The following is a 12,013-nucleotide window of genomic DNA, read 5'->3' on the forward strand; positions in this document are numbered from 1 at the left end:
TTATTGGCTTTCAGACCTTGCCGCGAATGGCGTCCAGATACTCGACAACACGTACCAGCCCCTGCACCTGACTCATCTGCTGCAGCGGAATGCCAGCCAGATGGCGATTTTCGGTGCGCAGGAAATGGCGCATGTCCTGCTGATTGCCACCAAACAGGGCAAACAGCGCGCGATAGACGCGAATCAGCAACAGCGCCAGCTCGCCGGTCTTGCTCTGCGGACGCAAACCACCCTGCTCGTTCCAGCGGCTGATGGCACTGCGATGGACGCCAACGATGTCGGCCAGCTCCTGCTGCGTCAGCCCCAGTTGCTCACGCGTATTGAGCAGGGCTTTAGCCAGTACCGCATCAGCATCGGGCTGAGAGCGAGTCACAGCACTCATCACATCCTCCTTCGCTCGTTTACGACAAAAAAATATTTAAAGCTGTAAATAAACAATAGCACGGAAAGCCGCTTGGCACCCACTCGAGCATGGGGTACCGTCCAGTGGACCGCACCGAGCAAGGAACACTCATGAGTCGCCGGCGTTTCTGGCTGAGCACCTGCGTAGCGATACTGGCGCTGCTGTCGCTTCTGGCCTGCTATGTCGGCTACCGCGTGCAGCAGCTGCTCGAGGAACAGCACATCGAGCTGGACTGGCAGCGACTGAGCCTTTCCTGGCGAGGCCTGCATTTCCAGGATGCAAGCCTGGTACAACGCCGTGACGGCGAGCTGCTGGTACAAAGCGGCCAGCTGCAACTCTACTGGCTGGCCAGTGAGGCGCCTCGCTACCGCCTGGTTGCGCAGGACCTGCGCCTGTCATGGCAGCCTGCGCAGGGAGAATCCGAAAGCCCGAGCGACAGCGATCTGGCCGGACTCCTGCAAACCCTGAGCAATGCCCTGCCATGGCTTCCACGGCACATCGAACTGCGCAATGCCCAAGCGCAACTGCCCTGCGCCAGCGGCCGCTGCACACTGCAGGGCGATGTCGACCTACGACTGCTGGACGATATCCTGCAGTTGCATACGCTGCTGCTGCGCGGAGCCCACAGGGCGAAGTTGCAAGCACAACTGCAGGGGCTGGGCAGCGAGCTGAACAGCCCGCGACAGCTGCAGTTGAACCTGCATCTCGATGATCAACAGCAGATCGCCCTGCATAGCGACTTACAGGCTCAGGCCGATGCCCTGCAATGGAGCGGCGAGCTTGAGGTTACCGCGCTGCAGGATATGGCCTGGCTCGCCGAGTGGCTGAGCGAATGGACGCTACTCGATGCTGCCACTCTGCCGGGCACGCCCCGGCAGGCCGGGATGAACGCCCAGTGGCAGCTGCAGGCACCGCAGGTCCCCCCTACGTTCAGCGAACTGCTGGCCACCTCCGGGTGGCTGCGGGTCGATGCGCAGCTACCGCAGCCTTGGCCGCTTCCCGGCGTCGGCCTGGTCAGCGGTGAGCTGGCGCTCGATCTCAGCAATACCCTGGGCAGATGGCAGGCCCGGCGTTTGAACGCGCAACTGCAGCTCGACACGCAGGACGCGCCCTGGCTGGCGTCGCTGCCGAGCGGCCTACGGCCGCGGCAATTGCAACTGCACCTCGCGCCTCTGGATGGCGATGCCGATGAGGCGCTGACCCTGCTGTTGAACGTCAGCGGCCACGGCCCGCTGGAACTGCAGGCAGATGCCGAGCTTGCCCTGCATCAATCCTCCGACTGGGCACTCGACGTTCGGCACCTGCAGCTCGAGGCGCGCAGCAAACGCATGGACCTGGCTGACAGCCGTCTCGATGACCTGCGTCTGAGCGTTGGCCTCAAAGGCAACGTCACGCAGCAGCAGTTGCAGCTCAGCCTGGCCGACCGCTCGCGCCTCGACGTCCAGCACCTGCGCGGCGCCGAGCTGGACCTGCAGCAAGCTCAGGCGGCGCTGGCCGGCATCACCCTGAGCGGCACCCCAAGCGCACCGACCCTGTCCGGCCCGCTGAGGCTGCGCATCCAACGTCTGCACCATCCACAACTGCAGGCACAGGGCTGGCAATGGCAGGGAAGCGTCAACGCCGACGCCGGCAGCCAGACCCTAGACGGTGCTCTGCTGGCCGACTCGGGCCTGAGCATGGCCCTGCGCCTGGACAACACGACCAACGCACTGAACCTGAATGCCACTCTGGACGAGCTGTTCCTGCGCGCCGGCAACCCGCTGGCGCAAACCCTGGCCAACTGGCCGCCGCTAATGACCCTGGAAAACGGCCGTATTCAGGGCAACACCAGCATCAACCTGCCCAGCGGCAAGCCCCTGCAACTCAAGGCCAGCCTGGCCGGCAAGGGCCTGGCCGGCATCTATGACCGAACCACCCTGAGCGGTGTCGATGCCGAACTGCACCTGCAACTGAGCGGCGACCGACTTCGCCTCGACCTGCCTCAGTTGAGTGCCAAGCAGCTCGACCCTGGCATCGAGCTCGGCCCTCTGCAACTGCAGGCCAGCTACCAGGCCAGCCCGCAACGACCACTGGCCGGCAGCCTGACCCACCAGCGCGCGGAACTGGGCATTCTCGGCGGCAGCTTGAGCCTGGCACCGGCGACCTGGGCACTGGAACAACCCAGCCAATTGCTGCCCCTGCGGCTCAGTGGCCTGGATCTGCAAGAGCTGTTTCGCGTCTACCCAGCCGAAGGGCTGGCCGGTAGCGGGCTGATCGACGGCACCCTGCCGCTGCGCCTGGCTGGCGCCATCAGCATCGAACAGGGCCTGATCGAAGCCAGGCCACCGGGAGGGCAACTGCGTTTTCATTCACCGCGCATCCGCGCCATGGGTCAGGCCAACCCGGGTATGAAGCTGGTCACCGACGCGCTGGAAGACTTCCACTACGATCTGCTCAGCAGTAGCGTCGACTATGATCAGTCCGGCACACTGCGGCTAGGCATGCGCCTGCATGGACAGAACCCGGCCATCGAGAAAGGCCGGCCCATCCATTTCAACATCAATCTGGAAGAAGACATTCCGGCCTTGCTGGCCAGCCTGCAGCTGACCGACAAGGTCAGCGGCATCATCCAGCAACGGATTCAGCAATGGATGCGTCAGCGTGTCCCCCAAGAACCAAAGGAGTAGCGCCATGCGCAAGTACCGCCTCCTCGCAGTCCTGAGCCTGGGGCTGCTGTGCCAGGCCTGTACCCCGACGGTACAACTGGCGATGCCGAACGAACCGATCAACATCAACCTGAACGTCAAGGTCGAGCACGAAATCTACATCAAGGTGGACAAGGCGCTGGACAGCGTATTCAACGAAGACAGTGGTCTGTTTTGAGCCCGCCGCACAGGTTCTACGGAGAGAGACGATGATTCGATACATTTCGACCCTGCTGCTGGCATTGAGCCTGAGCCTGCCGGCGTACGCACTGAACCTCAACCAGGCCATGAGTGCCCTGGGCGATGCCAAGGCCAGCGGCCAGCTCGGTGAGCAACCCAACGGCTACCTGGGCGTGGTCAAACCCGGCGGCCAGGCCGACGAAATTGCCCGCCTGATCAACCAGGCGCGTCGCGCCGAGTATCAGAAGGTGGCGCAGGACAATGGCATCAGCCTGAGCGACGTGGAAGCCATCGCCGGCAAGAAGGCCATCGAGCGTACGCCCAAGGGACAATTCATCCAGCTGAACGGCCAGTGGCTGCAGAAATAGAAAGCCTGCAGCAGAAACGAAAGAACCCGCCTAGGCGGGTTCTTTTTTGCACGAACAGTGATCAGGCGCCGGCTTTGCTCACGGCATCCTTGATCAGGGTCTGCAGCTCACCTTTCTCGTACATCTCGGTGAGAATGTCGCTACCGCCGACCAGCTCACCACCTACCCACAGCTGCGGGAAGGTCGGCCAGTTGGCGTACTTCGGCAGGTTGGCGCGGATTTCCGGGTTCTGCAGGATGTCGACATAGGCGAACTTTTCGCCGCAGCCCATCACCACCTGGGCAGCACGGGCGGAGAAGCCACACTGCGGCGCGTTGGGCGAGCCTTTCATGTACAGCAGAACGGTGTTGTTGGCGATCTGCTCTTTGATGGTTTCGATGATATCCATGGGGCACCTCAGCATAGACTTCGCGACCCGACGGTCGCCACGGTGGCGCGATTGTAGCGAAAAGCCGAGCATAATGCTCGGCCTTGCCGTCCTCCCTAGACCTGTATACGACCTCGCGAGCTAGAGACATGCAAGGCGCTACTTTAGTAACAGCCTCCGGCTGGTCCAAACAGGCGAGGAGCGGTCGGAGTCGCGTTCGACTTTACGAGTTGTAAATGAGCAGTACTCACTTCGTTCGCCCTTCGGGCCGCGCTGAAGCGCGTTAGCCGCAAGCGGCTTTCCGAGCCTGTTTTTAACGCAGCAGGGGCGACGCGCAGCAGGTCGTTACGCAGCCACCACCTCCACCGGCACACCATTGAGCACCGCATTGCCAGACAGCGCATCGAGCTGGCGCTCGTCGGTCAGGTCATTGGCGCTGGCACCCGGCTGCGCACGGGCGATGTCCATCTGCACACCGGGTCGAGCATGGCCCCAGCCGTGGGGCAGACTGACCACGCCAGCCATCACCTCATCGCTGGCCGCCACTTCCACCTCGATGCTGCCGACCCGCGAGCGCACCCGTACGCGCTGGCCATCGGCCAAACCACGACTGGCCAGGTCCGCCGGGTTCATCAACAACTGATGACGCGGCTTACCCTTTACCAGACGGTGATAGTTGTGCATCCAGGAGTTGTTGCTGCGTACGTGACGACGGCCGATCAGCAGCAGTTCATGGGCAGCCGGTTGTTGCTGCTTGGCAAAGCGCGCCAGATCGACCAGCAGCAGCTCAGGCGCGGCCTGCACCGCCTTGCTCGGGGTTTTCAGGCGCGCAACGAGATTCGGCTGCAAGGGCCCCAGATCGAGCCCATGCGGTTGCTCGCGCAAAGCCGCCAGGCTGAGTTTACGCTCGCTACTATCACCATAGGGGCCGAAACGCAGGCCCATGTCGATCATCTGCTCCGGCGCCATGGTCGGTTTCAGCTCAAGGCCATTGCGCGCCGCGAAGGCCTTGGCCAGGCCGACGAAGATTTCCCAGTCGTGCAAGGTGCCGTCCGGCTTGGCCAGCACTGCCTCGTTGAAACGGGTGACATTGCGCACCGCGAAGACATTGAAGGTGGTGTCGTAGTGATCATGCTCCAGCGGCGCGGTCGGCGGCAGGATCAGGTCCGCGTAGCGAGTGGTCTCGTTGATGTAGAAATCCACCGAGAGCATGAAGTCCAGGCCGTCCAGCGCCTGCTCCAGCTGGCGGCCATTGGGTGTCGACAGCACCGGGTTGCCGGCCACGGTCACTAGCGCACGAATCTGCCCTTCGCCGGGCGTGAGCATCTCTTCGGCCAGCGCCGAGACCGGCAGCTCGCCGCCATATTCCGGCAGGCCGGACACACGGCTCTGCCAGCGATTGAAATGGCCACCCGAGGTGCTAGCCACCAGATCCACCGCGGGCGTGGTGCAGAGCGCGCCGCCGCTGCGATCCAGATTGCCGGTGACCAGGTTGATCAGCTGCACCAACCACTGGCAGAGAGTGCCGAAAGCCTGGGTGGATACGCCCATACGGCCGTAGCACACAGCCTTGTCCGCTGCGGCAAAATCCCGCGCCAGTTGCCGAATGGTTTCGGCCGGGACCCCACAACGCGCGCTCATGGCTTCGGCATGGAACCCGCCAATCGCTTCGCGTACCTGCTCCAATCCTTCCACCGGTAGATGGCTCTTACGCGTCAGACCTTCCTCGAACAAGGTGTTGAGCAGCGCCAGCAGCAGCGCGGCATCGCTGCCCGGGCGCACGAACAGGTGCTGGTCGGCGATGGCCGCGGTTTCGCTGCGCCGCGGATCGACCACCACCAGCTTGCCGCCACGGGCCTGGATGGCCTTCAGGCGCTTCTCCACATCCGGCACGGTCATGATGCTGCCGTTGGAAGCCAGCGGGTTGCCGCCGAGGATCAACATGAAGTCGGTGTGATCGATGTCGGGAATCGGAATCAGCAGGCCGTGGCCATACATCAGGTAGCTGGTCAGGTGGTGCGGCAACTGGTCGACCGACGTGGCGGAGAAGCGGTTGCGGGTTTTCAGTTGACCGAGGAAATAGTTGCTGTGGGTCATCAGCCCGTAGTTATGCACGCTGGGGTTGCCCTGATAAACCGCCACGGCGTTCTGCCCATGCGCCGCCTGGATTGTGCTCAGGCGCGCGGCCACCAGGTCGAAGGCCTCGTCCCAGCCTATGGCCTGCCACTGCTCGCCAACGCGGCGCATGGGCTGACGAATTCGATCCGGGTCGTTCTGGATGTCCTGCAGTGCCACGGCCTTGGGGCAGATATGGCCACGGCTGAAACTGTCCTGGGCATCGCCCTTGATCGAGCGAATCTGCGTTGAGCCGTCTGCCTGGGTTTCGGTTTCGATGGCGAGTCCGCAGATGGCTTCGCACAGATGGCACGCACGGTAATGAAGGGACTTGGTCATGGCCTGGCCTCTTGTTCTGATCCGAGACGACCGGTCAGGTCGCAGGTCATGAACTATGGGCCGAGCGCGGAGACGACGCCAGCAGCGTTCGTCTCATGAATCGGCAGGCATCAAGCCTGCCGATTCAGGCGCGGAACGTACAACGGTCCAGGCGCTGCCGTCTTCGATATCGCTGGCGCCAAAGCTTTGGCAAAAGGCTTGTAAAACATGATTCTGCAAGCCCACGGGCGGCAATTTGCGCCGTCTCGTCATTTCCTTATAAGATCGCGCCTTCCCCTGTTTCGTCGCACCCTGCGGCCTCCTGCCGCAAGCTCTGCTGTTTTTGTCGGTTTTATCCCCGGCTGCGGGCTTGCGAACTGTAGTGATAAAGGTAGTTAACGATGAGCGTCAGACACTTTCTCTCGATGATGGATTACACACCGGACGAACTGGTGGGACTGATCCGCCGAGGCATCGAGCTGAAGAATCTGCGCAACCGTGGCGTACTTTTCGAGCCGCTGAAGAATCGCGTGCTGGGCATGATCTTCGAGAAGGCCTCGACTCGCACCCGCCTGTCCTTCGAAGCCGGCATGATCCAACTCGGTGGCCAGGCCATCTTCCTCTCACCGCGCGACACCCAACTGGGCCGTGGCGAGCCGATCGGCGATGCCGCCATCGTCATGTCGAGCATGCTCGACGCGGTGATGATCCGCACCTTCGCCCACAGCAACCTCACCGAGTTCGCCGCCAAGTCCAAGGTGCCGGTAATCAACGGCCTGTCCGACGACCTGCACCCGTGCCAGTTGCTGGCCGACATGCAGACCTTCCTCGAACACCGCGGCAGCATCACCGGCAAGACGGTGGCCTGGATCGGCGACGGCAACAACATGTGCAACTCCTATATCGAAGCGGCGATGCAGTTCGACTTCCAGCTGAAGGTCGCCTGCCCTGCTGGCTACGAGCCGGATGCGCGCTTCCTGGCCCAGGCCGGCGATCGCGTGCAGGTCGTGCGTGACCCACGCGAGGCAGTGGCCGACGCCCATCTGGTGAGCACCGACGTGTGGGCCTCAATGGGCCAGGAAGATGAAGCCGAGCAGCGCATGGCGTTGTTCCGCCCCTACCAGGTCACCCGCGAGCTGCTCGACGCCGCCGCCGAAGACGTGCTGTTCATGCACTGCCTGCCGGCGCACCGTGGCGAAGAAATCAGCTTCGACCTGCTCGACGACCCGCGCTCGGTTGCCTGGGATCAGGCCGAGAACCGCCTACACGCCCAGAAGGCGCTGCTGGAGATGCTGGTCGAACCGGCGTACCACCACGCATGAGCCAGCCTCTGCTGCAGCTACGCGGGCTGAACTGCGGCTACCACGCCCACAAGGTGGTGCAGGATCTCGACCTGCACCTAAACCCTGGCGACATCGGCTGCCTGCTCGGCCCATCGGGCTGCGGCAAGACCACCACATTGCGCGCCATCGCCGGTTTCGAGCCAGTCCTGGAAGGCGAGATCGAACTGGCAGGTGAAGTGATTTCCCGCGCCGGTTTTACCCTGGCGCCGGAGAAACGCCATATCGGCATGGTGTTCCAGGACTACGCCCTGTTCCCCCACCTGAGTGTGGCCGAGAACGTCGCCTTCGGTATCCGCAAGCAGCCCAACGCCGAGCGCGCCACTCAAGAGCTGCTGGAGTTGGTCAAGCTCGGCAACCTGGCCAAACGTTACCCGCACGAGCTGTCCGGTGGTCAGCAGCAACGGGTCGCCCTGGCGCGCGCTCTGGCCCCGGAACCGAAATTGCTGCTACTCGACGAACCCTTCTCCAACCTCGATGGCGAACTGCGCAGGCGCCTGAGCCATGAGGTTCGGGAAATTCTCAAGGCACGTGGCACCAGCGCCATTCTGGTCACTCATGATCAGGAAGAAGCCTTCGCTGTCAGCGATCACGTCGGCGTGTTCAAGGATGGTCGCCTGGAACAATGGGATACGCCGTTCAATCTCTATCACGAGCCGCTGACACCTTTCGTCGCCAGCTTCATCGGTCAGGGTTACTTCATTCGCGGCCAGTTGCTCGGCCCGGAAACGGTGCAGACCGAGCTCGGCATGATCCGCGGCAACCGTGCCTATACCTGGGCTCAGGGCAGCGCAGTGGACGTCTTGCTACGCCCGGACGACATTGTCCCGGATGAAAGCAGCGAACTTAAGGCGCGCATCGTCGGCAAGACCTTCCTCGGCGCTGCGACGCTCTACCGCCTGCAACTGCCAACTGGCAGTCAGTTGGAATCGATTTTCCCCAGCCATGCCGATCACCAGCCAGGCGACGAGGTGGGCATTCGCGTCGCCGCCGATCACCTGGTGGCCTTCCCGGCTCTCGGCAGCGTCGCCGCGCAATTGCAACTCAGCGACTCCGGTGGCGTGCGCCGAGTCAGCAGCAACTGATCAAAGCATCAGCTGGCCACTGGCGATATGCCACGCGTAGCCGGCAATCTTGACCCGCTCGACCTCCAGACGACAGAGCAGCTCACCGCCGCGCGCCGAACACTGGAAAGCGCTTAGCTCGCTGCGCTCCAGGCGTTCGGCCCAGTAGGGCACCAGCATGCAGTGCGTCGAGCCGGTCACCGGGTCTTCATCGATACCAATGCTCGGCGCGAAGTAGCGCGAGACGAAATCGTGCCGCTCGCCTGCCCCGGTGATCAGCACACCCAGGCCCGGCAGTGCGGCCAGCGCCGGCAGATCGGCGGTGAAGCTGCGCACCTGCGCCTCGGACGCCAGCACCACCATCAGTTCCTGCACGCTGCCATCGGCATTCAGCAGAGCCAGAACCTGCTGCGCGGGCTGACCCAGCGCGCGTTCGACGTCGGCCTGCAGCGACGCCGCCACCGGCACCACCGGGCGCACTGGGAAATCCAGCTGCAGACGCTCACCCTGACGGGCGACCTGCAGCGCTCCGGACAAGCAAGTGAAATCCAGCACCTCGGCCGGTTCCTGATAGATGTCGAACAACACCTTGGCCGCCGCCAAGGTGGCATGCCCGCAGAGCGGCACCTCGCTGACCGGGGTGAACCAGCGGATATGCCAGGCACTGCCCTCCTTCACCACGAATGCCGTCTCCGCCAGGTTGTGCTCGGCGGCGATGCGCTGCATCAACGCATCATCGAGCCAGGCGTCCAGGCGATAGACCATGGCGGGATTGCCCGCGAACGGCTGGTCGGTAAAGGCGTCGACTTGATGGAATTCGAGGGCCATGCCGCGCTCCTGAGCAGATGAGAAGCGCCAGCATGCCCGCGCCAGGCAACCCGCAACAGATACAGTTGCTGTTTTCCAGATGCCCTGAGCTTCGCGGCTGAAGCCGCTCCTGCGATCCTGGGGTGCTTCAGGGCTCGCTGCGCACGCGCTTCACGGCATCCAGCCAACCGGCATAGAGGCGTTCACGGTGCGCCTCATTCATCCGCGGCTCGAAGCGCTGCTGGCGATGCCAGTGGCTGGCGATGGCATTGAGGTCCTGGTAGAGGCCTAGCTTCAGGCCCGCCAGGTACGCGACACCTAGTGCGGTGGTTTCGGTGACCTCCGGGCGCTCGACGCTGACCCCAAGAATGTCGGCAAGAAACTGCATGACCCAGTTATTCTCCACCATGCCACCGTCCACACGCAGCGCACTCGGCGCCGCGGCACCGTCCTGGCGCATGGCCTCGAGCAGGTCACGAGTCTGGTAGCACACGGATTGCAGACCGGCGGTGACGATTTCCTTGATCCCGGTGTCACGGGTCAGACCGAAGATGGCGCCACGCGCCTTGGGGTCCCAATACGGCGCACCCAGGCCGGTGAACGCCGGCACCAGATAGACGCCGCAGGCTTCACCGGTGGCCTCGGCCAACGCCTCGCTGTCGCGCGCGTGGCTGATCAGTTTGATGCCGTCGCGCAACCACTGCACTGCCGCGCCGGCCACGAAGATGCTGCCCTCCACTGCATAGGTGACCTTGCCATCTAGGCGATAGCCGACCGTGGTGAGCAGACGATTCTTCGAGCTCACCGGCTGATCGCCGGTGTTCTGGATCATGAAGCAGCCGGTGCCGTAGGTGCTCTTGACCATGCCCGGTTCAAAGCAGGCCTGGCCGATCAGCGCCGCCTGCTGGTCACCGGCCATGCCCAGCACCGGGATGCTGGCGCCGAGCAGCTCGGCTTCGGTATGACCGAACTCGGCGGCGCAATCGAGCACCTCGGGCAACAGGCTGGCGGGGATCTCGAACAGCTTGAGCAACTCTTCATCCCATTGCTGGGTGTGGATATTGAACATCAGCGTGCGCGAGGCGTTGCTGGCGTCGGTGCGATGCACCTTGCCATCGGTCAGGCGCCACAGCAGGAAGCTGTCGACCGTACCGAAGCGCAGCTCGCCGCGTTCTGCCCGCTCCTGCGCGCCGGGCACGTTCTGCAAAATCCAGCGCAGCTTGGTGGCGGAGAAATACGGATCGATCAGCAGGCCAGTCTTGGCCGAGACCGTCGCTTCGTGGCCTTGCTCCTTGAGCCCGGCGCAATAGTCGGCGGTGCGGCGATCCTGCCAGACGATGGCGGGATGGATAGGCGTGCCGCTGACGGCGTCCCATACCAGGGTGGTCTCGCGCTGGTTGGTGATGCCAATGGCCGCAATCGCTTCGGGCTGCAGACCACTGCTGGCAACGGCGTCGCGGCAGACCTTGAGCGTGGATAGCCAGATTTCCTGGCCGTCGTGCTCGACCCAGCCATCCTGCGGGAAGTACTGCTTGAACTCCTGCTGGGCACGCGCAACCGGCAAGCCCTGGGCACTGAAGATGATGGCGCGGGAGCTGGTGGTGCCCTGGTCGATGGCTAGCAGGTATTGGGTCATGCAAGATTCCTTGTTGTTATCGGTAGCAGGCTGTTGAAAAACTACCTGCGTTGCCATTGCTGCGTCAAAAACAGGCTCAAAATGCTCATTTACAACGCGTAAACTCCGCTTTTTCGCCTATTTTTTCCTTGCACTGGCTGCCTCGCCTACGTTTTTCAATGATCTGCTAACGTTCACTGCAGTTGACTGCAGACTGGCTTATTTTGCTGGCAGCATAATGCTCGGTTCAGGCTTTGCCGATAGCGGCGAATTGCCCCTGGGTATGTTGCGCCAAGGTCTCGGCCGAGAGTTCCAGTTCCAGCCCGCGCCGGCCGCCACTGACGTGAATGGTGGGGTGCTGGCGTGCGGTCTCGTCGATGAAGGTGCGCAAGCGTTTCTTCTGCCCCAGCGGGCTGATGCCGCCGACCAGATAACCAGTGGCGCGCTGCGCGGCAGTCGGGTCGGCCATGTCGGCCTTCTTCGCGCCAGCCGCTGCGGCCAGCGCCTTGAGATCGAGACTGCCGACGACCGGCACCACGGCCACCAGAAGCTCGCCTTTCTCAGTCACCGCGAGCAGAGTCTTGAACACGCAATCGGGCGCCAGGCCGAGCTTTTCCGCCGCTTCCAGCCCATAGGACGGCGCCTTGGGGTCATGCAGGTAGCTATGCACACGGTGTTCGGCCTTGGCCTTTTTCAACAGATCGATGGCTGGAGTCATGTTCGAATGTGAAAACGCTGCGAAAGATGCCCTA

The 12,013-nt window shown here is 63.1% G+C and carries 11 protein-coding genes; 5 read left to right on the top strand and 6 right to left on the bottom strand.

Going from position 1 to position 12,013, the window contains the following annotated elements; all coding sequences use genetic code 11:
- Nucleotides 1-10: 10 nt before the first annotated feature.
- On the bottom strand, nt 11-382 hold the full coding sequence (locus JWV26_RS03780) for an XRE family transcriptional regulator (RefSeq protein WP_072425847.1): 372 nt from the start codon (nt 380-382) through the stop codon (nt 11-13).
- A gap of 131 nt (nt 383-513) precedes the next feature.
- Here JWV26_RS03780 and JWV26_RS03785 point away from each other — a divergent pair, with 131 nt between their 5' ends.
- Genes JWV26_RS03785 through JWV26_RS03795 form a run of 3 tightly spaced genes read left to right on the top strand, consistent with a single transcriptional unit; the run spans nt 514 to nt 3,635 of the window.
- Entirely contained in the window at nt 514-3,069 is a 2,556-nt protein-coding gene (locus JWV26_RS03785) for an intermembrane phospholipid transport YdbH family protein (RefSeq protein WP_206418437.1), read from the top strand.
- 4 nt (nt 3,070-3,073) lie between these two features.
- On the top strand, nt 3,074-3,265 hold the full coding sequence (locus JWV26_RS03790) for a YnbE family lipoprotein (RefSeq protein WP_017675074.1): 192 nt from the start codon (nt 3,074-3,076) through the stop codon (nt 3,263-3,265).
- A 31-nt stretch (nt 3,266-3,296) separates the two neighbouring features.
- Entirely contained in the window at nt 3,297-3,635 is a 339-nt protein-coding gene (locus tag JWV26_RS03795; RefSeq protein ID WP_072425849.1) for a YdbL family probable chaperone protein, read from the top strand.
- Nucleotides 3,636-3,696: 61 nt separating this feature from the next.
- Here JWV26_RS03795 and grxD read toward each other — a convergent pair whose 3' ends face one another.
- The gene (gene grxD / locus JWV26_RS03800; protein WP_013716756.1) at nt 3,697-4,023 is read right to left on the bottom strand and encodes a Grx4 family monothiol glutaredoxin; all 327 of its coding nucleotides are present in this window, start codon (nt 4,021-4,023) and stop codon (nt 3,697-3,699) included.
- Nucleotides 4,024-4,347: 324 nt separating this feature from the next.
- Complete coding sequence (locus JWV26_RS03805; RefSeq protein WP_206418438.1) at nt 4,348-6,456, bottom strand: molybdopterin oxidoreductase family protein; 2,109 nt, start codon at nt 6,454-6,456, stop codon at nt 4,348-4,350.
- A 380-nt stretch (nt 6,457-6,836) separates the two neighbouring features.
- Here JWV26_RS03805 and argF point away from each other — a divergent pair, with 380 nt between their 5' ends.
- On the top strand, nt 6,837-7,757 hold the full coding sequence (gene argF / locus JWV26_RS03810) for an ornithine carbamoyltransferase (protein ID WP_079783035.1): 921 nt from the start codon (nt 6,837-6,839) through the stop codon (nt 7,755-7,757).
- The gene (locus JWV26_RS03815) at nt 7,754-8,860 is read left to right on the top strand and encodes an ABC transporter ATP-binding protein (RefSeq protein WP_072425852.1); all 1,107 of its coding nucleotides are present in this window, start codon (nt 7,754-7,756) and stop codon (nt 8,858-8,860) included. Before argF ends, JWV26_RS03815 begins: the two co-directional genes overlap by 4 nt.
- Here JWV26_RS03815 and JWV26_RS03820 read toward each other — a convergent pair whose 3' ends face one another.
- From JWV26_RS03820 to ybaK, 3 genes are all read right to left on the bottom strand, one after another.
- Entirely contained in the window at nt 8,861-9,667 is an 807-nt protein-coding gene (locus tag JWV26_RS03820; RefSeq protein WP_206418439.1) for a PhzF family phenazine biosynthesis protein, read from the bottom strand. It abuts the gene before it with no gap.
- Between the two features lie 127 nt (nt 9,668-9,794).
- Nucleotides 9,795-11,282, bottom strand: a complete 1,488-nt coding sequence (gene glpK, locus JWV26_RS03825) for a glycerol kinase GlpK (protein ID WP_206418440.1) — start codon at nt 11,280-11,282, stop codon at nt 9,795-9,797.
- A 226-nt stretch (nt 11,283-11,508) separates the two neighbouring features.
- Nucleotides 11,509-11,979 carry a Cys-tRNA(Pro) deacylase gene (gene ybaK, locus JWV26_RS03830; RefSeq protein ID WP_206418441.1) on the bottom strand — a complete coding sequence of 157 codons (471 nt, stop codon included), beginning with the start codon at nt 11,977-11,979 and terminating at the stop codon, nt 11,509-11,511.
- Nucleotides 11,980-12,013: the final 34 nt, after the last annotated feature.

This window comes from Ectopseudomonas toyotomiensis (genome assembly GCF_017167985.1).
GTDB classification, from domain to species: domain Bacteria; phylum Pseudomonadota; class Gammaproteobacteria; order Pseudomonadales; family Pseudomonadaceae; genus Aquipseudomonas; species Aquipseudomonas toyotomiensis.